Genomic DNA, 25,560 nt, shown 5'->3' on the forward strand with positions numbered 1-25,560 from the left:
TGCGCCTTCAGTCGAAGACCCGCTGCCTGCCGGCATTGGCCTCGTATTTCTCGCGCGCCGCCTCGAGCCGCTCCGGCCCGCCGACCTGCGGCACGGCCACGTCCCACCAGTGCCCGCCCGCGCCGGTGCCGGGCACCGCCGTGGTGTCGATGACGATCACCGTGGGAATGTCGCGCCCGCGCGCGGCGACGATCTTCGCCTCGAGCTCGGCGATGCTGCCCGCCTTCTCGGCATGCGCGCCCATCGCGGCGGCATGGGCGACGAAGTCGATCTCGGGCTGCACCTCGACGTTGCTGTCGCGGTACATGTTGTTGAACTCCGCCCCGCCGCACTCGATCTGCAGCCGGTTGATGCAACCGTAGCCGCGGTTGTCGGTGAGCACCGTGGTGAAGGGCACCCGCCGCATCACCGCGGTCGCGAGCTCGGAGTTGGCCATCATGTAGGAGCCGTCGCCGACGAAGCAGATCACCTCCTTGCCGGGCGCGGCGAGCTTGATGCCCATGGCACCGGCGAGCTCGTAACCCATGCAGGAATAGCCGTATTCCATGTGATAGCCGCCCTCGGCCGCCTGCCAGAGCACCTGCAGCGCGCCCGGCATGGTGCCCGCGGCGCACATGACGACGGTGTCCTTCGTCGCCACCCGCTGCACCGCGCCGATCACCTGCGCATCGCTGGGCAGACCCGCCGCGTTCGGCGCGGCGGTCACCTGCGCCACCGTCTCATGCCAGCCGGTCCGCGCCGCCGGATCGTGCCAGCCGAAAGCGCGGTCCCCCAGCCCCGCGCCCAACTTCTCGAGCACCACCCTGGCATCACCCACCACCGGCGCCGCCCCATGCTTCTGTGCGTCGTACCCCGAGAGGTTGACCGAAAGCAGCCGCCGCCCCTCTGCGCCGAACACCGTCCACGAGCCGGTGGTGAAATCCTGGAACCGCGTGCCGACACCGAGGATGAGGTCCGCGCGCGCCGCCAATTCATTGCCGCAGGCAGACCCCGTGACGCCGGGCGAGCCGAAGTTCATCTCGTGCTCCCACGAAAGCCCGCCCTTGCCGGCCTGCGTCTCCACGACCGGAATGCCGTGGCGCGTGGCAAACTCCGCCAGCACCCCCTCGGCGCCGGAGTAGAGCACGCCGCCGCCCGAGACGATCAGCGGCCGCTCGGCGCCCTGGAGCATCTCCAGCGCCGCCTCGAGCTCGACCGGGTCCGGCTCAGGCCGGCGGATGCGCCAGACGCGCGGTTCGAAGAACGCCTCGGGATAGTCATAGGCCTCCGCCTGCACGTCCTGACAAAACGCCAAAGTCACCGGGCCGCAATTGGCCGGGTCGGTCATCGCCTGCAGGGCCCGCGGCAGGCAGGTCAGCAGGTGCTCGGGCCGGGTGATGCGGTCGAAGTAGCGCGACACCGGGCGGAAGCAGTCGTTGGCCGAGACCGTGCCGTCGCCCCAGTCCTCGATCTGCTGCAGCACCGGGTCGGGCCGGCGGTTGGCAAAGACATCGCCCGGGATGAGCAGCAGCGGCAGGCGGTTCACATGCGCCAGCGCCGCGGCGGTCACCATGTTGGTCGCGCCCGGCCCGATCGAGGAGGTCACCGCCATCGCCCGCCGCCGCCGCTTGGTCTTGGCATAGGCGATGGCGGCATGGGCCATGGTCTGCTCGTTCTGCCCGCGCCAGGTGGGCAGCGCCTCGCCGATGCCGTGCAGCGCCTCGCCGATCCCCGCCACGTTGCCGTGCCCGAAGATCGCCCAGACCCTCTCGACGAAGCGCTCGCCCTCCTCGGTCATCTGCACCGAGAGCCATCTCATCATCGCCTGCGCCGCCGTCAGCCGGATCATGCCCATCGCCTCATCTCCCACTCGGCCAGCCGCGGCCGTTTCCACATGGTCCAAATATCCCGGGGGAGTCTGCCGCAGGCAGACGGGGGCAGAGCCCCCTCCCTGTTCGCCGTCCTTCATGCCGCCACCTCCCGCGCCCCGGCCCGCGCCCGGTCCCAGAGCGCGCAGAGCCGGGCGTAGCGCGCCGCCATCTGCTCCACCGCCTCGCCATCCGAGATCGCGCCGCCCATCCAGGCCCGCGCCGCGTCGCCGAAAATCGTCCGGCCCACGGCAAAGCCCTTCACGAGCGGCTGGCGCGCGGCGAGCGCGAAGCTCTCGGCCAGCTCCTCCTCCGGCGCGTCGAGACCCAGCACCACGATGCCGCGGGTGCGCGGGTCGTTCTCCTCGATCGCCGCCACGGCCTTGGCCCAGGCCGCCTCGCTGCGGAACGGCTCGAGCTTCCACCAGTCAGGGCAGATGCCGAGCGCGTAGAAGCGGCGGATCACCTGCGCCGTGGTCTCGTCGTTCACAGGGCCGACCTTCGAGGGGATCACCTCCAGCAGGAACTCCAGCCCGCTCCGCCGCGCGGCGGTGAAGAGCCGCAGCACTGTCTCCTCCTGCGCGGCCCAGGTCGCGGCATCGTCCTCGGGGTGGCAGAAGCACAGGCACTTCACCACCTGATCCCGCGGCCATTCCCTGAGCCCGCCAATGTCCGGGCCCAGTTCGGGCTCGAGCATCAGCGGCCGCGAGCCGGGCCATTCCACCGGGCGGCCGATCCAGAGCCCTGTGCCCTCGGCGCGGTAGAGCGCCTCGCGTCCGAGCCGCCCGTCGCAGAGGATGCCGAAGCCCCCCTGCCCGCCCGCCACCTCCTGCGCCGCCCGCAGGCAGAGCTGCTTGAAAGCGCCGATCTTCTCGGGGCATGCGCCGGCCATCTCTTCCATCTGGCTGCGGTGGTCGAAGGCGAAGACGCGCATGGTCAACCAGTCGCCCTTGCGGTTCGTCGCCCAATGCACCTGCTCGAGCGCGGCGTCGTTGCGCAGGTCCCTTCGCTGGATGCCGCGCTCGAAGAAATACTGCAGTTCCTCCCAGCTCGGGTAAGCCGGGGTGCAGCCGTGGCGCGAGACGGCGAAAGCGCCGCAGGCGTTGGCGTATTTCAGCGTCGTCGGCCAGTCCTCGCCATCGAGCCAGCCCTTCAGCAAGCCCGACATGAACCCGTCGCCGGCCCCCAGCACGTTGAACACCTCGATCGGGAAACCCGGCCCGGTCTGACCGTCATCGAGGCTGTCCGGGATCGCGCCCTCGAAGGCCGTCGCGCCCATCGGTCCGCGCTTGCAGACCAGCACCGCCTCCGAGACCCTGCGCACGTTGCGCAGCGCCTCGAGCGTGTCGGTCGAGCCGCCGGCGATGTGGAACTCCTCCTCGGTGCCGACGATCAGGTCGAAGAGGTGCAGCGTGGATTGCAGCTGCGCGGTGACCTCGGCGCTCTCGGCAAAGCGGCTCTCGCCGTCGCCGTGGCCGAGCACGCCCCAGAGGTTCGGGCGGTAGTCGATGTCGAGCGCGGTCCGCGCGCCGTGCTTCTTGGCAAGCGCCAGCGCCTTCAGCACCGCCGCGCGGGTGTTCGCGTGGCTGAGGTGCGTGCCCGTCGGCACGACCGCCCGCGCGGAGGCGATGAACGCCTCGTCGATGTCCTCCTCGCAGAGCGCCATGTCGGCGCAGTTCTCGCGGTAAAAGATCAGCGGGAACTGCTCGCGGTCGCGGATGCCGAGGATGACCAGCGCGGTCAGCCGCTCGGGGTCGGTCTTGACGCCGCGCGTCTCGACCCCCTCGCGGGCAAGCTGCTCGAGGATGAAGCGCCCCATGTGCTCGTTCCCAACGCGGGAGATCAGTGCCGATTTCATCCCGAGCCGCGCGGTGCCGCAGGCAATGTTGGTGGGCGAGCCGCCGATGTACTTCTCGAAGCTGCCCATGTCCTCCAGCCGGCCGCCGATCTGCGCGCCGTAGAAATCCACGCCCGCGCGCCCGATGGTGATCACGTCCAAACTCTTGCTCATCTGTCGTCCTCTGGCTGTCCCGCGGCGCGGGCCTATCGGGGAGTTGCGGGTGCCGCGCCGCGCGGGAGGAGGGCGCAGCACCCTGTTCCGGGCGGCCAAGGGAGAGCGGCCGCCCGGACGTTCAGACCTTGGCCACCACGCCCTCGCGCACGAAGGCGATGCTCTCGGCCAGCGCCGCTTCGGGGTCCGGGAGCGCATGGACCTCCTCGGCGAAGGGCTCGAAGGAGAAGGGGCCGTCGTAGCCCGCCGCCAGCAGCGCGCGGATCTGCGGCAGGTTGCCGAGTCGGTCACCCGCATCCACCAGTACCCGGTGCGCATCGAGCATGTCCTCGACCGCGACGCCGGGATCGGTCACGCCGGAGATGTGCACGAGCCCGGTCCATTCGGGGAAGATCTCGGTCTCACCGGCGAGGGTGTGGTGGAAGGTGTCGTGCATCAGCCGGAAGACATCCTCGCCCCCCGCCGCCTCGATCGCTGCGATGGCATCCGCCTTGCGACGCAGCGAGGAGACCGGGAAACCGAGCGGCTCGACCAGCCCGGTGATCCCGCGCGCGCGCAGGATCGGGGCGAGGTTCCGCAGCGCCTCGACGAGCTGCGCCTCGGGCACCGGCGTGCCGTCGTTGAGCGGGCAGAGCACCAGCGCCTTCGCGCCGCAGTCGCGGGCGTAGTCGGCCATCCTCTCGGCCCGCTCCGGCAGGTCGCCCGACCAGACGTTGAACGGGTAGAGCGCGTTGATCGACAGGATCTCGACCCCCGCCGCCGCGGCCGCGGCTTTCACCGCATCGGGCGCGACATTGTTCATCACGTCGGGGATGTCGTTGCGGATCTCGACCCCGGTGGAGCCGAGCCGCCTGGCCATGGCGAAGACTTCCTCGACCGAGAGCTTCGGCGCGCAGATGTGGTTGATCGCGAACTCCATGGGCATGTCCTCAGGCGTAGAGCGCGGGGCGCTCGGGGTTGGTGATGGCGATGGCGGCGCCATCGCTCTCCTGCGCCTTCACGCAGGCGTCGCAGGTCACGGCGGCCATGTAGCCGTCCCAGGAGGTCGGGCCGGTGGCGGTGCCCGCCGAGGCGGCCTTGATGAAATCCTGCAGCTCGGTGTCGTAGCTGGCGACGAAGCGGTCCTTCCAGTCGGTCAGGATCGCATTCTGAAGCGTGGCGTTGAGGCGCATCTGGATGGCCATGGGCTCGGGCAGCCGGGCGATGCCTTCCTCGCCGACGACCTCGCACTGGATGTCGTAGCCGTACTTGCAGTTCACGTAGATCTCGGTGGTGATCACCACGCCCTTGGCTGTGGTCAGCGTGACGATCTGCGGATCGCGCAGATTGGCGTGGGTGGCGGCGCAGCTGCGCGGGAAGGTGACGCGAGCCGAGACGTAGTCGTCCCCCAGCAACCAGCGGAACACGTCGATCTCGTGCACGAAGGTGTCGTGGATCGCCATGGGGGTCACGTATTGCTCGGGCACGGTCGGGTTGCGGTGCGCGGCATGGACCATGATCGGCGCGCCGGTGCGGGTCTCGACCGCCTGCTTGAGCGCGACGTAGCCCGCGTCGTAGCGGCGCATGAAGCCGACCTGCACCAGCCGCTTGCCACCCGCCACCTCGGCATCGACGATGCGCTTGGCGCCCTCGGCGGTGGTGGCGAGGGGTTTCTCGCAGAAGCAGGGCTTGCCGGCGGCGATGGCGGCAAGGACATAGGCCTCGTGCGTGGAGCCGGTCGAGCAGACCAGCACCGCGTCGACGTCTGCCGCGGCGATCAGGTCCTCGCCGCGCTCGTAGACCGTGGCCTGCGGCGCGAACTCGGCCTGCACCGCGCGGGCAGCCTCGGGGTTGTAGTCGCTGAGCGCGACCACCTCCGCCCCCGCCAGCACATGCTGCAACCGCCGCGTGTGATCGCGCCCGATCATCCCCGTGCCGATGACACCGATTTTCAAAGTCATTTCCGAGACCTCACTTGAAGTGCTTGTCGATAAGGCGCTGCATTTCCGCGCGCATGAACCTGCCGGACTCGTCGGCCCTGTCCTCCCAGGCGAAGACGCAGGCGGTCATGATCCCGTCGAAGCCGATCTCGGCCAGCGTCCGGTAGAAGTCGTCCCACGGCACCTCGCCCTGGCCGATGTTCAGGTGCTGGTGCACCCGCGCCTGGGTGCCCGGCGGGTTGAGAATGTAGCGCAGGCCAGAGCTGGCCTTGTGGTTGAACGTGTCGGCGATGTGCACATGCGCGAGCACGTCGGCGCAGTCGCGCAGCATCGCCACGGTGTCGTCGCCGAAATAGAAGGTGTGCGGGCAGCAGTAGAGGAACCTGACCCGCGGGCTGTTCACCGTGCGGATGAGATCGACCGAGGGCTGCAGCGTCTCGACCCAGTCCTCGGGGTGCGGCTCGATGTGCAGGGTGATGCCCTCGCGCTCGAAGACCGGGACAAGTTCCTCCATCGAGCGCCACCAGGCGTCCTCGCAGGCCTCGATCATCGACCCTGTGTGGCAGCAGTAGCAGCTGCCCTTGTCCGGATGCGGGCCGCGGCCGAACTCGCTGTTCATCGTGTCGACGCCCAGCTCGACGGCGATCTCGATGGCGCGGCGCCAGTGCTTCACGGCGGCGCGGCGCTCGTCCTCGTCGTTGCTGGCCCAGCGGTACATCGGCAGCAGCGAGGCGATGCCGACCTTCGCGTCCGAGAGCGCTCGTTTGAACGTCCTGACCCGGCCCGGGAACACCCGCGGCGCCTTGAACCATTCGAGGAAATCCCCGCGCGGGCTGAGTTCGATCCAGTCATACCCCAGCTCGGCCACCTTGGACGGCAGCGCTTCGAGACTGAGATGGCGGTGCATGAAGGGGTCGAGGGCGATCTTCATGGGGGGCTCCTTGGGTGGCCGCCTGCGCGGCGCAGTCACGTGTCGTTCGGCAAACCTCTCCCGCTCCCCTTCCGCGAAGGGGATGGCGGTCTGCGCTCCTGTCTTGGCGGGACGCCCGGCGAGTGGGACCGGGCGTCCCCGGGGGGACGGCCTACGCCGCGCCGGCGAATTCTTCCTGGGTCTTGGCGCCGGTGATGTAGGCCACCACGTCCTGTCCGTCGGTCTCGTGCTTGCGCAGGTTGGCGACGATGCGGCCGCGGCGGAACACCACGATCCGGTCGCAGATATCCATGACCTGCCGCATGTTGTGGCTGATCAGGATCACCGGCTCGCCCTGCGATTTCAGCGTGTGCAGGATGTTCTCGACCTGCGCGGTCTCCTGCACGCCAAGCGCGGCGGTGGGCTCGTCCATGATGATCAGCTTGGACTTGAAGGTGGCGGTCCGGGCGATCGCGACGCACTGCCGCTGCCCGCCCGACATGTTCTGGATGGTGTTGTTGATGTTGGGGATCTTCACCCCGGTCTTCTTGAGCCCTTCCAGCGTCGCCTTGCGCATCCCCTTGTAGTCGAGGATCGAGAACGGCCCGAGCCGGAAGCGCACCATCTCGCGGCCGAGGAACAGGTTGTCCGGCACGTTGAGGTGATCGGCCAGCGCGAGGTTCTGGAACACGGTCTCGATCCCGGCCTCGCGGGCCTCGAGCGGGCTCTTGAACTCGACGTAGTCGCCGTCGAACCAGATCTTGCCCGAGGTGCGCTGCTCGACCGCGGTGATCTGGCGCACGAAGGTCGACTTGCCCGCGCCGTTGTCTCCCATGATCGCCACGGCCTCGCCCCGGCGGATTTCGAAATCGGCCCCCTCGAGGGCATGGACCCCGCCGTAGCGCTTGGTCAGGTTCTCGGTTTTCAGAACGATGTCCGACATGTCCTCTCCTCCCTCAGATCCGGTCCGAATGGCGGGACTGGCGCCACTGGTCGAGCACCACGGCCCCGACGATGATCGCGCCCTTGACCATCTCCTGGTAGTAGGCGTCGAGCTTGAGGAACGTGAACCCCGAGATGATCACCCCGAAGATCAGCGCGCCCAGAACCGTGCCCAGCACCGAGCCGCGGCCGCCCTGCAGCGAGATGCCCCCGATCACCGCCATGGCGATGGCGTCGAGCTCGTACATCACGCCCATGCCCGACTGCGCGGTGAGGTTCTTCGAGCTGAGCACGATGGCGGCGAGGGCCGAGAGCACGCCGGCGATGGTGTAGACCAGCACCTTGTGGCGGGCGACCTTGATGCCCGACATGCGCGCCGCGGATTCCGACGAGCCGATGGCATAGGTGTGCTTGCCGTAGACGGTGTATTTCAGCGCGAGCCCGAAGAGGATGGCGACCCCGGCAAAGATCAGCACCGGCGTCATTCCCGCCCCCAGCGAGGCGTAGCTCTCGGTGGGGAAGGAGACCGGCTGACCCTTGGTCCACCACTTGGCGATGCCGCGGGCGGTCACCATCATGCCCAGCGTCGCGATGAAGGGCGGGATGCGCGTGTAGGCGATGAAGAGCCCGTTGATCACCCCGGCGAGCAGCCCGCAGGCCAGCCCCACCAGTAGCGGCACCACGATCGGCAGATCCACCCAGCCCTGCGCGAAGAAGACCGCGCGGGTGTTCTCGGCGCCGTAGACCGTGCCCGCCTGCGCGAAGCTCATCGCGATCATCGCCGTCGCGCCCACCACCGAGCCCGAGCTGAGGTCGATCCCGCCCGAGATGATCACCTGGGTCACGCCGATGGCGATGATGCCGATGATCGAGACCTGCAGGATGATGATCTTGAGCCGCGCCGTGTTGAAGATCGCGTCGACGTTGTCGCGGGTGTTGAACAGGAAGCTGTCGTGCATGAACAGCCTCCCGAGAACCTCGAAGATCGCGACGATCAGGACCAGTGCCAGCGCCACGCCAAGTTCCGGCGGCAGGGCGCGCTTCTTCGGGTCGAAGGTCAGGCCGCCAATGCCGTGCGTCGTGTCAGTCATGGGTTCTCCTCCAGCCCGGGCCCGGCCCGCGCGCCTCTCGATCGGGGCGGCACGCCGTCGCGCCGCCCCGGTTCGGATCAGTTCTTCGCAAGGTACTGGTCGCGGGTCTCGGGGGTGACGAGCTGGAAGGGGATATAGACCTTCTGCGCCACCTCCTCGCCCTTGGCGAGCTTCAGCGCCGCGTCGAGCGCGCCGCCGCCCTGCCCCGCCGCGTCCTGGAACACGGTCACGTCGAGATCGCCCGCGCCCATCGCCGCCAGCGCGTCCTGCGTCGCATCGACCCCGCCGACGATCACCTCTTCCATCGAGATGCCCGCCGCCTTCATCGCCTGGATCGCGCCGATCGCCATCTCGTCGTTGTTCGAGATCAGCGCATCGAAGGGCGTGCCGGTGGACAGCCAGTTGGTCATCAGGTCCTGCGCCTCGTCGCGGCTCCAGTTGGCGGTCTGCTCGTCGATGATCTCGAGCGTCACGCCGCAGTCGCCCGAGGCCATCACGTCATGGATGTCCTTGGTCCGCTGCACCGCCGCCTGGTTCGACAGCTCGCCCATCATCACGTAGATCTGCGCCGTGTCCTTGCCCTTGTCGGCGAGCAGGCGGCAGACCTCCTTGGTCTCGAGCGTGCCGCTCTCGCGCTCGTCCGAGGCGACGAAGGCCTGGTTGTCGGGCAGCGTATCGACGTTGATCGGCTCGCGGTTGACGAAGACCAGCGGTACGCCGCCGGCCGAGGCCGCGTTGGTCATCGCCTCGGTGGCCGAGGTGTCGACCGGGTTGACGATGATCGCGTCGACCCCCGAGGCCACGAAGTTGTTGATCTGGTCGAGCTGCTTGGCCACGTCGTTCTGCGCGTCCTCGACCTGGATGTCGACGCCCTCCATGGACTCGGCCTTGGCGATCATCCCGTTGCGCAGCACGGTCAGGAAATTGTCGTCGAACAGCGCCATCGAGACACCAATCGTCTCGGCCTGCGCGGCACCCGCCACGGACAGGACGAGGGCCGTCGAGATAAGAAGCTTCTTCATTATTTCTCCTCCAAAAACTGACGTGGCCTTCGCCGGGCACAGCTCTCCCGCGCTCCGAAACGGGGTTCGGAGATCGTGCTGGCTGTGGTCTGAGACCCGGGGACACGGCAACGCCTCCCAAACGTTGCGAGGCCCAGCATTCGTCAAAGGCGACGTATGGTCAACGTCCTTGGCGAGCGGAAACCCATCATTCCTGATGCAAAATGATGCGCAATGATGGCTTTTCTATCAGGAGAGGGATTCCGGCGTGTAGATCCTTGGGGCGAAGAATTTCTGCCCCGGGGTTTCCGCCATGCCATTGTCCAGCGTGCTTCCCGCCAGCACCAGCAGGTCGGTCACGATCTGCCGCAGCGGCGTGCCGAAGACGATCGAGACCACGCCGTTCTGCAACCCGCTGTAGGATTCCGGCGTCAGCTCGTTGACGATGAGCGCGTGGCTGTCGGGCTCGCGGCATTCCTCGAAGGCGGCGATCGCGCCCTCCATGCCGCCGCCCGCGACGTAGAGCCCGACAAGATCGGGGTGCCGCGCCAGCAGCTCGCAGGTCGCGTCATAGGTCAGGTCGCGCGTCTCGAGGTTGATCTGCGCCTCGAGCAGTTCGAAGCCGCGCCCGTATTCGCGGATGAAGCTGCGCAGCCCGGTCTCGCGCAGCTCGTGCCCGTGGTAGCGGTGCGCGCCGATGAAGATGCCGATCTTCCCCGGCCTCGGCGCGATCTTCGAGATCAGCCAGCCGGCCGTCCGCCCGACCCGCAAGTTGTTGAGCCCGAAATAGCTTTCCCGCACCCCCTGGGCGAAATCCGACAGCAGCGAGAAGGTCGGCACCCCGGCGTTGCGCAGCTCCAGCACCGCCGAGGTCACCTCGTGGTGGTCGATCCCGGTGCTTGCCACCGCGTGCACGCGGCCCTTGAGCGAGAGCAGGATCTCGGCCAGTTCCTGCGGCCGGGTCGACTGGGCATAGCGGATCTCGAGCCGCACGTTGCGCGTGGTGACCTGCCGCGCCTGCTCCTCGAACTCGCGCTGGAAGTCCTGGTAGAAGGTGTGGCGCGGCTTCTGCAGCACGACGCCGAGCCGCAGTTCCGGCAGGTCGGTCATGATCCGCTGCCGGATCGCGTTCGCTCCGTGGTAGCCGATCGCGTCGGCCGCCTCCTGCACCTTGCGCGCGGTCTCGTCGCGCACCTTCATCCGCCCGCTGAGCACCCGGTCGACGGTAGCGACGCTCACGCCGGCGGTCTTGGCAACATCGGCAATCGTGGGGCGTTTCATGGCAGGTGTCCGGTCAGGAGGGGGGACTCCCAGAGAACGCCCTGAGGGAATTCATTGCAAGACCTTCCCTCAAACACCTCACGCCCTGAGGGGCAAAGGCATCATCGACTCGCCGGTCAGTCCTGCCATTCCACGTCGAACCGCGCGACCAGCGCGGCGACCTGCGCCGCGTCCAGCATCCGCGGCGACAGCCCCCGGGTCATCATCGCCAGCTTCGCCCCCGCCTCGAGCTCCTCGATGGCATGGACCGCGCCCTCGAGATCCTTGCCCGCCACCACCGGGCCGTGATTGGCCAGCATCACCGCCGAGCGCTTGCCCGCCAGCCCGCGGATCGCGTCGCCGATCGCAGGGTCCCCGGGCATGAAATAGGGCAGCAGCTTCACCCGCCCGAGCTTCATCACCGGGTAGGGCGTCAGCGGCGGCAGGAAATCCTCGCTGTCCGCGTCGGGCATCATCGAGAGCGCGACGGAATGGCAGGCGTGCAGGTGAACGATCGCCCCGGCCTTGCCCCGCGTCTCGTAGAAGGCGCTGTGCAGCGGCATCTCCTTGGTGGGCGCGTCGCCCTCGACCAGCCGCATCTCCGCGTCGAAGCGGCTGAGCCGCGCCGGGTCCAGCGTCAGGAAGGACGAGCCGGTCGGCGTCACCAGCAGCCCGCCATCCGGCGTGCGCACCGAGATGTTGCCGGTCGAGCCATGGGTGAGCCCCTGCCTGTAAAGCGTCTCGGCATGGGAACAGAGCTGCTCGCGCAGGCGCGACAGCGCGCTCATGCCCGCGCCTCCAGCACCGCGAGCGCCTTGGCGAAGAAATCCGCGTCGCCGAAGTTCCCCGACTTCAGGGCCAGCGCCAGCGCGCGCCCCTCTGCCGCCACCGCCGGAACGCCCGGCGCGATTTCCGGCCCGATCCGCAGCGCCGTGAGGCCCAGCCCCTCGACCACCGCGCCCGAGGTCTCGCCCCCGGCGGTGACCAGCCGCGTGACCCCGCCCGCGACCAGCCGGCGCGCGGTCTCGGCAAAGAAGCCCTCGAGCCGCCCGGCGATGGTCGCGCGCCCGTAGCGCTCCTGCGCCGCCTTCACCCGCGCCGGATCGGCCGAGGAGTAGATGAGCAGCGGCTCCGGGCTTTCCAGCGCGGCATCCGCCGCCGCCTCGGGGGTGACCTCGCCCGACATGACCGCATCGGCGCTCACCTCGAGCGCCGGGTGAAACTCGGACCAGCGGGCGATCTGCGCCCGCGTCATGGTCGAGGCCGAGCCGGCGATCAGCGCAGCCCGGCCGCCCTGCCCGCTCCAGCCGGTCCCCGCCGGCCGCAGCCCGTCCTGCCCCATGAGCACCGAGGGCAGCCCCATGGCGACGCCCGACCCGCCGGTCACCAGCGGCAGCCCGCGCGTCGCCGCGCCGATGGCGCGCAGGTCGGCGTCGCTGACCGCGTCGATCACCACCAGCGGGCGGCCCGCCTGCGCCTCCGACCGCACCGCCCCGGCGATGGCCTCGGGCCCCGCAAGGACGGTGGACGCGGGCACATGTCCCACGCCCCGCGTGGACTGGCGCGACAGCCAACGGCGGATGTCGGGATCGGTCATCGGCGTCAGCGGGTGATGCTCCATCCCCGACGCCGACAGCAGGTGATCGTTGACGAAGAGATGCCCCTGGTAGACCGTGCGCCCGGTCGCCGGGAAGGCCGGGCAGACGATCGCGCAATCCGCCCCGAGCCGGTCCATCAGCGCCTCGGTCACCGGGCCGATGTTGCCCTCGGGCGTCGAATCGAAGGTCGAGCAGTACTTGAAGAAGATCTGCTCACAGCCCTGCGCCCGCAGCCAGTCCAGCGCCTCGAGCGAACGCCGGACCGCTTCCTCGACCGGCACGGTGCGCGTCTTCAGCGCGACCACGCCCGCGTCGATGTCCTCGGGGGCCGGCCCCTCGGGCACGCCGGTGAACTGGATGACCCGCATCCCGTTCTTGGCCAGCATGCTGGCAAGGTCCGAAGAGCCGGTGAAATCGTCACCGATGCATCCGAGCTTCATCTAGGTATCCCTTCAGGCTTGGTTCGCGGTCATGCGTCGCGGGTCTCGGCGCGGCTGTCGCGGTGGCGGCGGATCATCGGCATGATCACCGTCACCACCAGCAGCAGCACCGCGATGGCCAGCAGCGCCGCGCTGATCGGCCGCTCGAGGAACACCGACCAGTCGCCGCGCGACATCGCCAGCGACCGGCGCAGCTCGCTCTCGGCGATCGGACCCAGCACCACGCCGAGGATGATCGCCACCAGCGGGAAGCCGATCTTCTCGAGCAGGAAGCCCGCGAGGCCGAAGCCCAGCATCAGCCAGACGTCCATCATCGAGTTCTGCACCGAGTAGGTGCCGACGACGCAGCAGATCACGATGATCGGGCCCAGCACCGAATAGGGCACGTCGAGCAGCTTCGACAGGACCGCGATGAACGGCTTCGAGAAGACGAGGATCAGCACGTTGACGATCATCAGCCCGACAAAGACCGCGTAGATCAGCTCGGAGTTGCCGCTCATGAAGGTCGGGCCCGGGGTCAGCCCGTGCACGATGAAGGCGCCGAGGATGACCGCCGTCGTGCCCGAGCCGGGAATGCCGAGCGCGAAGAGCGGCACCAGCGCCCCCATGGCGGCGGCGTTGTTGGCGGATTCCGGCGCGGCGACGCCCTCGGGCGCGCCCCTGCCGAAGCGGCTGCGGTCCTTCGACCAGCGCACGGTCTCGCTGTAGGCCACCATCGCCGCGGTCGAGGCGCCGATGCCGGGCAGGATGCCGATCGCGGTGCCGAGGATCGACGAGCGCAGGATCGTGCCGCGGATCTGCCGGATAATCGGCAAATCGAAGATGCGGATCTCGAAGCTCTTGGTCGAAAGGTGGATGTCCCCCTCCTGGCTGCGCTTGAGCACCTCCGAGATGGCGAAGAGGCCGATGATCACCGGGATCAGGTTGATGCCGCTCATCAGCTCGAGGCTGCCGAAGGTAAAGCGCTCGGTGCCGGTCAGCGGGTCGAGCCCGACCGAGGCGATGATCAGCCCGATGCAGACGCCGATGACGCCCATGATCAGGTTCCCGCCCAGCGAGGCCACCACTGTCAGCCCAAGCACCGCAAGGGCGAAGAACTCGGGGGAGGAGAATTGCAGCGCCATGCCCGCAAGCAGCGGCGTCGCGCAGATCAGCACGATGGTGCCGAACATGCCGCCCACCGCCGACGACAGGATCCCGACGCCGAGCGCCTTGCCCGCCTCGCCCTTCTGCGTCATCGGGTAGCCGTCGATCGCGGTCATCACCGCCTCGGGCGTGCCCGGCGCGCGGTAGAGGATGGCGGTGATCAGCCCCGAGAAGACGCTCGAGGCATAGATCGCCGTCAGCAGCATGAAGGCGCCGGTCGGCTCCATCGAGTAGGTGACCGGCAAGAGGATGACCACGAGGATCACACCGCTGATGCCGGGCAGCGCGCCGCCGACGAAGCCGATCAGCACGGCCGAGGCCAGGATCAGCAGGTTCATCGGTTGCAGGACGACCCCGAAGCCGCCCATCAAGTCGCTAAGCATGTCGTGTCCTTTCAGGCGTCCGTCACGGAAGCGGAATGTTGAGCAGCCGGTCGAAGACCACGCTGACGATGAGGACGGCGATGATCGTGTTGAGGCCGATGCGCAGCGGCCTGCGCTCACCAAGGACGACCGTGGTGGCGGCGGCAAAGAGCGCGGTGGCAACGAGGTAGCCGGTCACGCTCATCAGCAGCGTGTAGCCAAGCGTCAGCCCCAGCACGACGAGGTGCCGCCAGTTGCCGCCCGGGGCCGCGTCGCGGCGTACCGCCGCGTCGGGCTCGCCCTCGGGCAGGTCCGGGACCTCGGCCTCGGCCTCGCCGGTGAACTGGCCGGGCCCCTTTGCCCAGAGCAGCACCGCCATGGCCGCGACGAGGGCCAGCATCAGCACCAGCACACCGAGCGGCCATGTCCGCGGCCCCACGAGGGTCGAGACCTCGTGGCTGCCCGGGAACTGCGCCGCCTGCCAGAGGAAGTAGAGCCCGGCAAGGAAGGCCACGGCGGCGAAAGTGTACAATCGTGTCGTCATCGCGGGACCCCTGTCGCTGCGCGCGACCCGCAGGACGCGCCCGCCGGGGCGGGCGCCGTCGCGGATCAGTTGTCGGCGAGAAGCTCTTCGAAGAAGGCGAGGTTCTTTTCAAGCTCGGCACGGTAGTCCGCGCTGCCCAGCCAGCCGGGGCGCACGTCGAGGAAGGTGCGGGCGGCATAGGCCTGATAGGGCTCGGACTTGTAGATGTCCTCGAACACCGCCTCGATCGCGGCGATGGTCTCGGGCGGGGTCTTGGCATTGATGAAGATGCCGCGCTCGTTGCCGAAGCTGAAATCCCAGCCGTGCTCCGCCGTGGTCGGCAGGTCCGGATAGGCCGGCAGCCGCTCGTCCGACAGTGCCAGCACCGGAACCATCTCGCCCGACTGCATGTAGCCCTGGATCGCGCTGATCTCGTTGAACATGCCGTCGATGTTGCCGCTCAGCAGGTTGGCCGAGGCCGCGCCCTCGTTGTCGTAGGGGATGAAGCTGAGGTCGAGCCCGGCCTCGGCGTTCAGCCCGAGAAAGGCCATGCGGTCGACGCTCGCCGCGTGGGTGCCGCCGATGATCAGCGTGCCGGGGTTCGCCTCGGCCGCGGCGAGGAAGGCCTCGAAGCTCTCGTATTTCTCGGGGTTCACCACCAGCGTCAGCACGTCCGACTGCATCCGCGCGACCGGGGTCAGCATGTCGAGCCCGATCGGGTTCTGGCCCGCGGCAAGGCTGGTGATCAGCGTGGAGGAAGCGAACTCGATCGAGGCCCCGTCCGGTGCCGCGGTGGCGGTGCGCTGGTGCGCGATCGCGCCCGAGGCGGCGGGCAGGTTCACGATGGTCACGTTGGCGCCGAGCCGCTCCTCGAGCATCGGTTGCACCGTGCGCGCGAAGTTGTCGGTGCCGCCGCCCGCGCCCGCCGCGACGAAGGCGGTGATCTTGGCGGGCTTGTAGGCGTCCTGCGCCATCGCCGCTCCGGCAGAGAGCGCGACGGTGGTCGCAAGCGCGACGGTCCGGTAAGTGTGGTTCATGGTTTCCTCCCAAGGTTGAACGGCTGGATCGCCGCCGCGGCACCTCCGCGCCACGCGGCGACTGGTGCGGGTGTCAGGCCGAGAGCCTCTCCCGCGCGAAACGTCGGTCCTGCTCCGCGCGCAGGCGCAGAAGCTCGCTCTCGGTGTCGAGCACGAGATCGCTCATGCGGATCGGCTCCCCGGCGCGCACGTCGCGCGCCAGAATGCGGTTCGAGGCGATGTAGAACGGCGCGGGCGCCTGCGCGTCAAGCGGCGCGCCCGGCACCATGCGCGAGGAGACGCCCTCGATCGAATGGTGGTGCCCGCCCATGGCGAGCGTGCTGCCCGCCGGGAAATCCCGGTCCGCATGCGCCACGAGGTCGACGTGGTGGCCCGGCTCGGCCGCCCCCGAAGACACGCCGCGGAGCGCGATCTCGAAGATCGTCGTCGCCGCCTCCATGCCCAGCAGGTGCCGCGGGATGTAGATCATCGCGGTGCTGCCGGTGCGGCTGACGAGATGCCCCTTGCCGCGCAGCAGGTCCCATGTCTCGTCATGCAGGCAGCGCACCACGACGAAGACGCCGCCCGCAAAGCTGACCTCGCCCGGCGCGCGCAGGCAATGGAAGACGTCGAGCACGCCGGGGCGCGACAGTATCCCGCCCTCGGCGGTCTCGCAGAGGATCGTCGCGACCTCGTCGATCCGGGCGATCGGGCAGTGCAGGTCCGGCCGGTCCGGCATCATCCCGCAGGCATTGGCCACCAGCGTCATCTCGCAAAGATCCGGCACCGCGCGCTGCGGCAGCATCGCCGTCGCCGCCGCGCGGCGCGCGACCATCCCGGCGCAGTCCGCATCGCCAAGCCGCTCGAGCCCGGCAAACTCCGGCACCGCGGTGACGCGCCCGTCGACACTCATCGTCCCGGCCTCGCGGTCGTAGACGAAGTCATACTCGCTCGACTTGCCCGCGGCGACGATCTCGAGCCCCAGCACCTCGGCCCAGGTGATCAGCCCGATCAGCAGGCTCGGCTGGTCCCCGTCCACCGGCGAGACGATCACCCCCTTCTCGCGCGCCATGGCGGCAAGGCCCGGCCCGACGACGCTGTCCACTTCCTTCGAGACCAGCGCCACGTGCCGCCCCTTCTCGATGGCAATGCGGGCATGGCGCGCGCCGACCTCGGGCGCGCCGGTCGCCTCGACGACGATCGACACCGGCAGATCGGCGACGACGGCGAAGTCCCCCGCGGCGATGAAGGCGCCGTCCCCCCAGGCCGTCAGCGCCTCGGCGGCATCGGCGCATTCGCGGATCTCGCCCGCCGCCACGCCGACCGAGCGCAGGCTCTCCGCCGCGATGCCGCTCTCGCGGTCCACCGCGACCCGCACCGACAGGCCCGGAACCACCAGGCCCTGCGCGAGGAAGCTGCGGCCGAAGCCGCCGGTGCCGATGATGCAGCACTCGACACTGCGGGTTCCTCGGTCGAAATAGCTGTGGTGGTTCATCCGGTCCTCCTGCCGAGATCACCCGCCGCTTTGCATGCAATGGGCGTAAAATCGGCGATCTTTCGAGCATCTCTTGTCGATTTTGTCACATCTTGCATGCAATAATGGTTCCGTCAAATGGTAACTTCAGTTTTCTGGCGCATCGTGCGAAATTTTGCATGCAATCGGAGGAGCCCATGAAAGACCAGCCCGTCGAGCCGCCCCGCGGCACCAGATCCGCCTTCGTCACCCAGCAGGTCCGGGACATGATCACCAGCGGCGAGCTCGAACCCGGCAGCCGCATCAACGAGCGCATCCTCGTCGAGAAGCTCAACATCTCGCGCACGCCCCTGCGCGAGGCCTTCAAGATCCTCGAGGGCGAGGGGCTCATCGCCATCCGCCCGAACGCCGGGGCCACCGTGGTCAGGCTGTCGACCGAGGACGTCGAGGCCTCGATCGAGGTGCTGATCGGGCTCGAGAGCATCGCCGCCGAGCGCGCGGTCCTGCATGCGACCGAGGCTGACCTGCGCCAGCTGGCCGAGTTGCAGGAACAGATGGTCGGCGCCTGGCGCGACGGCGAGCTGATGACCTATTTCCACCTCAACCAGACCATCCACCAGAAGATCGTCGATGCCGCGCGCAACCCGGCGCTGTCGCGGGTCTACGCCAGCGAATCCGCCCGCATCCGCCGCTTCCGCTTTGCCGGCAACCGCGATCCCGAACGCTGGGCCCGGGCGGTGCGCGAGCACGAGCAGATCCTCGACGCGCTGGTCCGCCGCGAGGGGCCGCTGCTGCGCGAGATCCTGCGCGCGCATCACCTCTCGGGCTGGCGCGCGGCGCGGCAGGCGCTCGACAACCCGGCCCCGGCGCCGGTCTGAGGCCGCGCATTCATCGGTTGACCGTTGCAATGGGCGGCGGCAGTCGCATAGCTACCGGAAACACCAGCGGGGCCGGACTTGAACACCTCAGCACACCCGATCGACAGGCGGCAGGCGCCCAACCGAGGCGCAGCATGATCAGCGGCGGCATCGACCTCGGCGGCACCAAGATCGAGGCGCGGCTCTTCGGCCCGGACCTCGAGACGCTGGACATGCGCCGCACCGCCACGCCGACGCAGGACTTCGCCGGCTTCATCGCGGGGCTCGCGGATCAGGTCCGCTGGCTCGAGGACCGCTCCGGCGCGGGCAAGGCCCTGCCGGTCGGCGTCGGGCTTCCCGGCCTCGTCGATCCGCAGACCGGACAGGCCTTCGCCGCGAATATCCCGGTGAGCGGCCACGACCTGCCCGGCGCGCTCGCGGATGCGCTGGGGCGCCCGGTGCCGCTGATCAACGACTGCCTCGCCTTCGCGCTCAGCGAGGCGCATTCCGGCGCCGGTGCCGGGGCGCGCTCGGTGATCGGGCTGATCATGGGCACCGGCATCGGCGCCGGCCACGCGCTCGACGGCGCGCTGCCGCACCGGCGGAACGGCTCGGCGCTCGAGGTCGGCCACATCGGCCTGCCCGCCCATGCGCTGCTCGCGCATGACCTGCCGCTGCGCGACTGCGGCTGCGGCCGGCGCGGCTGCTACGAGGCCTATGTCTCGGGCCCCGGCCTTGCGTGGCTGGCGGCGCAATGGCTCGGCGAGCCCGTGGCCGCCCCCGAGCTCGCCCGCCGCGCCGCCGAGGGCGACGCCGGTGCCACCGCGGCGCTCGAGCTCTGGGCCACGCTCGCGGGCGAGCTCCTGCTCGCCCTCCAGCTCTCGCACGACCCCGACTGCATCGTGCTCGGCGGCGGGCTGTCGCAGATGCCCGGCGTCGAGGACCGGCTCGCGGCGGCGCTCGACCGGACCCGGCTCGGAACCATGCGCCCGCCGGTGATCCGCATCGCCCGGCATGGCGACAGCTCGGGCGCGCGCGGCGCCGCGCTGCACGCCCGCGCGCAACTCACCTCCGGGAACACCAGATGAGCGATCTCTTCCTTGCCGCCACCGCCTGGCGCGAGGGCGCCTTCGAAAGCGACCTGCTGATCGAGACCGACGGCGCCCGCATCACCGATATCCGCCCCGCGCCGCAGGGTGGCGCGACGCCGCTGGCCCGCCGCCTGCGCCTCGCCGGCCCCGCGCTCACCGACCTGCAGGTCAACGGCAGCGGCGGGCGGATGCTGAACTCGGACCCCAGCGCCGAGACCATCGCCCACATGGTCGCGACCCAGCGCCAGCGCGGCACCGGCTGGATCCTTCCCACGCTGATCACCTGCGAGGCCGACCGGCTCGCCCGCTGCGTCGATGCGGCGCTCGAGGCCTGGGGCCTGCCCGGCTTCCTCGGCCTGCATGTCGAGGGGCCGCACCTCAACGTCGCCCGCAGGGGCACGCACAGCGCCGCCTTCATCCGCCCGCTCGAGTCCGCGACGCTCGACCAGATGCGGCGGCTGCGCGCGGCGGGCATCCCGGTGATGCTGACCCTCGCCCCCGAATGCGTGCCCACCGCGATGATCCGCGCGCTCGCGGACATGGGCGTCGTGGTCTCGGCCGGGCACAGCGCCGCCGACGCCGCCGAGACCTGCGTCGGGCTCGACGCCGGGGTCAGCTGCTTCACCCACCTCTTCAACGCCATGCCCGCGATGGAATCGCGCCGGCCCGGCATCCTCGGCACCGCGATCAACTCCGACGCCTTCGCCGGGATCATCGTCGACGGCCAGCACGTCGATTATGCCATGGTCGCGCTGGCCTGCCGCGCCCGGCCGCTGCCGGGGCGGATGTTCATGGTCTCCGACGCCATGTCGACGATCGGCGGCCCGGACCATTTCGAGCTTTACGGCGAACGCATCGCGGTGCGCGGCGGCGCGCTGGTGAACGCGGCCGGGGCGCTTGCGGGGGCGCATGTCGATCTCGTCACCTGCCTGCGCAATGGCGTCACCGAGGTGGGGCTCGACCTCACCGAGGCCTATGCCATGGCGGCGCTGGTGCCGCGCGACGTGATGGGCCTGCCGCGCCCGGCGCTGCGCACGGGCATGGCGCTCGACGAGGTGCTCTTCCTCGACGAGGACCTCGCGCGCGTCACCCCCTGACCCCCTCCCCTGCCGACACCATTGTTTCTTGACAGGAGCCCATGAGCCGGGGTTACAACTGGTCCGGTAACCGAACCAATTGTCAAAATCCATTTCATCCTTCCCCGGGGGACCGTCTCGGTGAACGACGTCCACAAGCTGCTTCTGGACAGTGCCAACGAGCTGGGCCGCGACATCCGCCGGCTCACCATGAAGGACGTCATCGCCGAGAAGATCGCCGCGCTCATCGCCTCGGGCCTGCTGGCCCCGGGGGACGAGCTGCCGAGCGAGCGCCACCTCGCCGCCGCCTTCTCGGTCAGCCGCGAGACCGTCCGCGTGGCGATCCAGACGCTGGCGGCGCGCGGCATCCTCGGGGTGACGCAGGGCGCCCGCACCCGGGTGCTCACCGACCAGATCGGCGCGATGGCCATCGGCATGACCCGGCAGATCGACGTCAACCGCTACGACATCGACGAGGTCCACACCGCCCGGCTGCTGATCGAGCAGCAGGTGGTGGCCGATGCCGCCGCCCGCATCCCCGACGAGGTGCTCGGCATGCTGCGCCGCTCGCTCGCCACCCAGCGCGGCTGCATCGACGACCCGCTGCGCTTCCTCATCGCCGACCGCGAGTTCCACCTCGCCATCTACCGCGCCTGCGGCAACAGCCTGCTCGCCGACGTGGTGACCGACCTCTACACCTACATGATCGACCACCGCCGCCGCGTCGTCTCGCGCCCCGGTGCCATCGCCGAGAGCATCTCGGACCACGAAGAGATCTTCGCCGCCCTCGAGGCCCGCGACAGCGCGCGCACCCGCGCGACCTTCGCCCGCCACGAGGAGCGCATCTACACCACGACCCGGATGACCCTCGAGGCGCAGGCCTCGCGCAGGGCACCCGGGGCGTAGGTCACGGCGCGCCAAGGAGGGGCGCGTTTCGCGGGTGGCCGGAAATGGCACCCGGATTTTCAGGCGCCGCCCGGTTCGGCGCAGCATATTGGGAGGAAAAGCATGTTCAGCAAAAGGCACTTCATCACCCTCACGGCCGCGGCCCTAACCGTGGCGGCAAGCGTCGGCATCCCCGCCCCCGCCGCCGCGCAGAACAAGGAGGTGGTCTACCTCACGCCCGGCCTCGACCTGCCGTTCTGGCGCTACCTGTCCAAGGGCGTCGAGAAGGTCGCCACCGCCGAGGGCTACGGCTTCCAGGCGCTCGACTCGCACAACGACGCGCAGCAGCAGCTGCAGAACGCGCAGGACGCCATCGCCCGCGGCGTCGCCGGCATCGTGCTCTCGCCCACCGACAGCTCGACCGCGCCGAGCGTGCTGACGCTGGCGGAAAAGGCCGGCATCCCGGTGGTGATCGCCGACATCGGCACCAACAGCGGCAATTACGTCTCGTTCATCATCTCGGACAACTACGAGGGCGCGAACGGCACCGGCGCGGCGCTGGCGGCGGCACTGGCCGACAAGGGCTGGACCGACGGCTCGGTCGGCATCGTCGCGATCAGCCAGGCCCGGCTCAACGGCCAGGCGCGCACCAAGGGCTTCAAGGACGCGATGACCGCGGCCGGGATCACCGGAGATGCCGGGCTGCAGCAGATGCAGTCCTACACCGCCGACGAGACCTTCCGCTTCACCCAGGACATGCTGACCGCCAACCCCGGCATGCGCGGGCTCTTCGTGCAGACCGACCAGCCTGCCATCGGCGCGCTCCGCGCGATCAAGGCGGCACGGCGCAACGGCGAGGTGCTGGTGGCGGCCTTCGACGGCATCCCCGAATTCGTGCCGCTGCTGCAATCGGGCGAGATCGTCGCCTCGGGGATGCAGCAGCCGCACCTGATGGGCGAGGAATCCGCCAAGGCGCTGTTCGAGCACCTGAAGGGCGGCACCCCGGAGAAGGAGATCCTCGTGCCCATCGTCGTGGTGACCGACAAGAACATCGAGGAGATGCTGCCGACCATCACCGAGACCGTCTTCGCCGGCGAACTCGGCAACGGCTGACCGCAAGGGCCCGTTCCGGCGCTTCCGGTGCCGGAACGGCGGCCGCCCCTTCGATGGAGACACCCATGCCCCACCCGGTGCCCGCCCCGGACATCGCACCGGACATCGCCCCGGCCCTCGTCGCCCGGTCGGTGTCCAAGCAGTTCGGCAGCACGCAGGCCCTTGTCGATGCCAGCCTCGAGGTCCGCTCGGGCGAGGTCCACGGCCTGCTCGGCGCGAACGGCGCGGGCAAGTCCACCCTCTCGCGGATCATCTGCGGCCACGTCGCGCGCAATGCCGGAGAGCTGCTCTACCGCGGCAGGACCCTCTCGCCCCGCTCGACGCGCGAGGCGCTCAATTCCGGCATCGCGCTCGTCGCGCAGGAGACCAGCCTCGCGCCGGATCTGTCGGTGCTCGAGAACATCTTCCTGCCCGAGCTCGGCCGCCCCGGCCGGCTCTCGTTCCGCGACATGCGCCGCCGCGCCACCCAGATCCTCGCCCGGCTCGGCCGCGAGCACGCCCTGCCGCTCGACAGCGAGGTGCGCAGCCTCTCGGCGGCGCAGCGCCAGCTCGTCGAGATCGCCAAGGCCCTCGCGCTCGACGCCGACCTGATGATCTTCGACGAGCCCACCGCCTCGCTCTCGCCGACCGAGGTCGACCGGCTCTTCGACATCATCGCCCGGCTGCGCGAGCAGGGCCACGCGCTGATCTTCGTCTCGCACCGGCTTGAAGAGGTCTTCTCGATCACCGACCGGGTGACCATCCTGCGCGAGGGGCGCACCGTCGCCGCCAGCCTCGAGACCGCGCGGCTGACGCAGGCCGACATCATCCGCCACATGGTCGGGCGCGAGCTCGGTGCGATCTACGCCACCCCCGGGCTCGACCGCGCCGGCGGCACGCCCGAGCCGGTGCTCGAGGTGCAGAACCTCTCCGCCCGCCCGATCGTGCGCGACGTCAGCTTCACCGTCCACCGCGGCGAGATCCTCGGCATCGGCGGGCTGGTCGGCGCGGGCCGCTCCGAGGCGATGGAGGCGCTCTTCGCCCTGCGCCCGCGCGACGGCGGCACGCTGCGACTGAAAGGCCGCGAGATCGCCATCCGCCGGCCCGTCGACGCGATCCGGCAGGGCATCGGCTTCGTCGCCGAGGACCGCCGCGCCCAGAACATCGTCCCCGACCTCAGCGTGCGCGAGAACCTCATGCTCGCCCATATCGGGCGGCACCGCGGCTTCGGCCTCGGCTACGGCGCGCGCCGCGAGAAGCTGGCCGAGCTGCTGTCGAGCCTCGCCCTGCCCGCGAACCGCATGGACGCGAACCTGCTGACCTTCTCGGGCGGCATGCAGCAGAAGGTGATCATCGCGCGCTGGCTGCTGGTCGATCCCGAGGTGCTGATCCTCGACGAGCCGACCAAGGGCGTCGACATCGGCACCCGCAGCGCCATCTACCGCATCCTGCGCGACATCGCCGACCGCGGCGTCGCGGTGGTGGTGATCTCCTCCGACTTCGAGGAGCTGCTCGGGGTCACCGAGCGGGTCGTGGTGATGAGCGACGGGATGACCATCGCCGACCTGCCCACCGCGATCCTCACCGAGGAGAAGCTGACCCTGCTCGCCGCCCCGCGCACCTCGACCGCGCGCAACCGCGCCCTGCTCGAGCGGCTCGCGCAGGACCACGGCGCCTTCGCATGGTGGGCGCTGCTCGAGGAGGACTCGCTGATCTGCCTCGGCACCGCCACCGGCCCCGGCGCGCCACAGCTCGGCCTGCGCGCCGGCGAGGCCCGCCAGTCCGGAGGCACCGAGATCGCCGCCGCCCTCGCCGCCCGCGGCACCGACCCCGTGACCGAGCCCGGAACCGGGCTGCAGACCGTGATGCAGCCGCTGCGCAACGCCCGCGGCCATGACCTCGGCTGGATCGGGCTGACCACCGCCCCCGGCCGCCCCCTGCCCTCCCCCGCAGAGATCGCCCGGCTGGTCCGCGGCCTGACGCACGACCCCGACACCGATGCCGCCCCCGAAGGAGACCCCGCATGAGCGACACCAGCGTACACCGGCCGGCGGGCGCGATGCGCCTCTTCCGCAGCCTCGAGGTCCGCATGCTGGGCCTTGCCCTCATCATCGCCGTGGGGCTCTCGCTGCTCTCGCCCTACTTCCTGACGCAGAACAACATCTTCAACATCCTCGACCAGTCGGTGGTCATCGGCATCGTCGCGGTCGGCATGACCTTCGTCATCCTGACCGGCGGCATCGACCTCTCGGTCGGCTCGGTGGCGGGGCTCACCGGCATCATCCTCGGGCTTGCGCTGAGGGACCTGCCGATCCCGCTCGCCATCGCCGCCGCCGTCGCCTCGGGCGCCTTCATCGGGCTCGTCTCGGGCGTGCTGGTGGCGGTCTTCGGCCTCGCGCCCTTCGTGGTCACGCTCGGGATGATGGCGATCGGGCGCAGCCTTGCCTACATCTTCTCGGGGCAGACGGCGATCTCGGGCATTCCCGACGCGCTCTCGGACATCGTCTACACCAGCGTCCTCGGCATCCCCGCCAACGTGCTCTTCCTGCTGCTGCTCTACCTCGCCGCGTGGAGCTACCTGACCTTCACCAAGGGCGGGCGCACGATCTACGCCGTCGGCTCCAACCGCGAGGCGGCGCGGGCGGCAGGGCTCAACGTGATGGGCTACTCGATCCTCCCCTACGTCATCTCGGGCGCGCTCGCCGCCGTCGCCATCACCTTCTCGATCGCGCAGATCCTCTCGGCCGACCCGCTCGCCGGGAACCAGATGGAGCTCGACGCCATCGCCGCCGTGGTGATCGGCGGGGCCAGCCTCTACGGCGGGCGCGGCTCGATCCTCGGCACGCTGATCGGCGTGCTGATCATGGTGATGATCCGCAACGGGCTGAACCTCATGGGCGTCTCGCCCTTCTGGCAGGGCACCGCCATCGGCTCGATCATCATCCTTGCGCTGCTCGCCGAGCGGCTCTTCAACTGGCGCAACAGGCCCTGATCAGGGGGCATTCGGGGGGATACCGAC

22 protein-coding genes are annotated in these 25,560 nt (G+C 69.7%); 7 read left to right on the forward strand and 15 right to left on the reverse strand.

Annotation, left to right across the window (positions count from 1 at the left end; translation table 11 throughout):
• Positions 1–7 precede the first annotated feature (7 nt).
• The 15 genes from iolD to PVT71_RS27880 all read right to left on the reverse strand — a co-directional run bounded on the left by iolD (position 8) and on the right by PVT71_RS27880 (position 17,561).
• On the reverse strand, positions 8–1,834 hold the full coding sequence (gene iolD, locus PVT71_RS27810; protein ID WP_353476593.1) for a 3D-(3,5/4)-trihydroxycyclohexane-1,2-dione acylhydrolase (decyclizing): 1,827 nt from the start codon (positions 1,832–1,834) through the stop codon (positions 8–10).
• Positions 1,835–1,944: 110 nt separating this feature from the next.
• Complete coding sequence (gene iolC / locus PVT71_RS27815; RefSeq protein WP_353476594.1) at positions 1,945–3,858, reverse strand: 5-dehydro-2-deoxygluconokinase; 1,914 nt, start codon at positions 3,856–3,858, stop codon at positions 1,945–1,947.
• A gap of 121 nt (positions 3,859–3,979) precedes the next feature.
• Positions 3,980–4,777, reverse strand: a complete 798-nt coding sequence (locus tag PVT71_RS27820) for a TIM barrel protein (protein WP_353476595.1) — start codon at positions 4,775–4,777, stop codon at positions 3,980–3,982.
• A gap of 10 nt (positions 4,778–4,787) precedes the next feature.
• A complete protein-coding gene (locus tag PVT71_RS27825) occupies positions 4,788–5,798 on the reverse strand; it encodes a Gfo/Idh/MocA family oxidoreductase (protein ID WP_353476596.1) in 1,011 nt (336 codons plus the stop codon).
• 10 nt (positions 5,799–5,808) lie between these two features.
• The gene (locus PVT71_RS27830; protein WP_353476597.1) at positions 5,809–6,708 is read right to left on the reverse strand and encodes a sugar phosphate isomerase/epimerase; all 900 of its coding nucleotides are present in this window, start codon (positions 6,706–6,708) and stop codon (positions 5,809–5,811) included.
• 151 nt (positions 6,709–6,859) lie between these two features.
• On the reverse strand, positions 6,860–7,630 hold the full coding sequence (locus tag PVT71_RS27835; protein ID WP_353476598.1) for an ATP-binding cassette domain-containing protein: 771 nt from the start codon (positions 7,628–7,630) through the stop codon (positions 6,860–6,862).
• A gap of 13 nt (positions 7,631–7,643) precedes the next feature.
• Positions 7,644–8,720, reverse strand: a complete 1,077-nt coding sequence (locus PVT71_RS27840) for an ABC transporter permease (protein WP_353476599.1) — start codon at positions 8,718–8,720, stop codon at positions 7,644–7,646.
• Between the two features lie 77 nt (positions 8,721–8,797).
• Positions 8,798–9,742 carry a sugar ABC transporter substrate-binding protein gene (locus tag PVT71_RS27845; protein ID WP_353476600.1) on the reverse strand — a complete coding sequence of 315 codons (945 nt, stop codon included), beginning with the start codon at positions 9,740–9,742 and terminating at the stop codon, positions 8,798–8,800.
• Positions 9,743–9,970: 228 nt separating this feature from the next.
• Positions 9,971–11,002 (reverse strand): LacI family DNA-binding transcriptional regulator, encoded by a 1,032-nt coding sequence (locus PVT71_RS27850; RefSeq protein ID WP_353476601.1) that lies wholly within the window; start codon positions 11,000–11,002, stop codon positions 9,971–9,973.
• 116 nt (positions 11,003–11,118) lie between these two features.
• Positions 11,119–11,769 (reverse strand): aldolase, encoded by a 651-nt coding sequence (locus tag PVT71_RS27855; RefSeq protein ID WP_353476602.1) that lies wholly within the window; start codon positions 11,767–11,769, stop codon positions 11,119–11,121.
• Positions 11,766–13,019, reverse strand: a complete 1,254-nt coding sequence (gene otnK, locus PVT71_RS27860; RefSeq protein ID WP_353476603.1) for a 3-oxo-tetronate kinase — start codon at positions 13,017–13,019, stop codon at positions 11,766–11,768. The genes PVT71_RS27855 and otnK overlap by 4 nt, the downstream gene beginning before the upstream one ends.
• A 29-nt stretch (positions 13,020–13,048) precedes the next feature.
• Positions 13,049–14,548, reverse strand: a complete 1,500-nt coding sequence (locus PVT71_RS27865) for a tripartite tricarboxylate transporter permease (protein ID WP_353476604.1) — start codon at positions 14,546–14,548, stop codon at positions 13,049–13,051.
• A gap of 22 nt (positions 14,549–14,570) precedes the next feature.
• Positions 14,571–15,071 (reverse strand): tripartite tricarboxylate transporter TctB family protein, encoded by a 501-nt coding sequence (locus PVT71_RS27870; protein WP_353476605.1) that lies wholly within the window; start codon positions 15,069–15,071, stop codon positions 14,571–14,573.
• A gap of 65 nt (positions 15,072–15,136) precedes the next feature.
• On the reverse strand, positions 15,137–16,087 hold the full coding sequence (locus PVT71_RS27875; RefSeq protein ID WP_353476606.1) for a tripartite tricarboxylate transporter substrate binding protein: 951 nt from the start codon (positions 16,085–16,087) through the stop codon (positions 15,137–15,139).
• A gap of 73 nt (positions 16,088–16,160) precedes the next feature.
• Positions 16,161–17,561: a flagellar biosynthesis protein FlgA gene (locus tag PVT71_RS27880; protein WP_353476607.1), complete on the reverse strand. Its 1,401-nt coding sequence runs from the start codon at positions 17,559–17,561 to the stop codon at positions 16,161–16,163.
• A gap of 176 nt (positions 17,562–17,737) precedes the next feature.
• On the opposite strand from PVT71_RS27880, the gene PVT71_RS27885 reads away from it, so the two are divergent.
• From PVT71_RS27885 to PVT71_RS27915, 7 genes are all read left to right on the forward strand, one after another.
• Positions 17,738–18,418, forward strand: coding sequence for a GntR family transcriptional regulator (locus PVT71_RS27885; protein WP_353476608.1), 681 nt, complete (start codon positions 17,738–17,740; stop codon positions 18,416–18,418).
• Positions 18,419–18,552: 134 nt separating this feature from the next.
• Positions 18,553–19,485, forward strand: coding sequence for an ROK family protein (locus PVT71_RS27890; RefSeq protein WP_353476609.1), 933 nt, complete (start codon positions 18,553–18,555; stop codon positions 19,483–19,485).
• Entirely contained in the window at positions 19,482–20,585 is a 1,104-nt protein-coding gene (locus PVT71_RS27895; protein WP_353476610.1) for an amidohydrolase family protein, read from the forward strand. Before PVT71_RS27890 ends, PVT71_RS27895 begins: the two co-directional genes overlap by 4 nt.
• A gap of 120 nt (positions 20,586–20,705) precedes the next feature.
• On the forward strand, positions 20,706–21,470 hold the full coding sequence (locus PVT71_RS27900; RefSeq protein ID WP_353476611.1) for an FCD domain-containing protein: 765 nt from the start codon (positions 20,706–20,708) through the stop codon (positions 21,468–21,470).
• A gap of 102 nt (positions 21,471–21,572) precedes the next feature.
• Complete coding sequence (locus PVT71_RS27905; RefSeq protein ID WP_353476612.1) at positions 21,573–22,562, forward strand: substrate-binding domain-containing protein; 990 nt, start codon at positions 21,573–21,575, stop codon at positions 22,560–22,562.
• Between the two features lie 65 nt (positions 22,563–22,627).
• The gene (locus PVT71_RS27910) at positions 22,628–24,568 is read left to right on the forward strand and encodes a sugar ABC transporter ATP-binding protein (RefSeq protein ID WP_353476613.1); all 1,941 of its coding nucleotides are present in this window, start codon (positions 22,628–22,630) and stop codon (positions 24,566–24,568) included.
• On the forward strand, positions 24,565–25,533 hold the full coding sequence (locus PVT71_RS27915; protein WP_353476614.1) for an ABC transporter permease: 969 nt from the start codon (positions 24,565–24,567) through the stop codon (positions 25,531–25,533). Before PVT71_RS27910 ends, PVT71_RS27915 begins: the two co-directional genes overlap by 4 nt.
• Positions 25,534–25,560 lie beyond the last annotated feature (27 nt).

Origin of the sequence: Salipiger sp. H15, from assembly GCF_040409955.1 — a bacterium.
Classification (GTDB): domain Bacteria; phylum Pseudomonadota; class Alphaproteobacteria; order Rhodobacterales; family Rhodobacteraceae; genus Salipiger.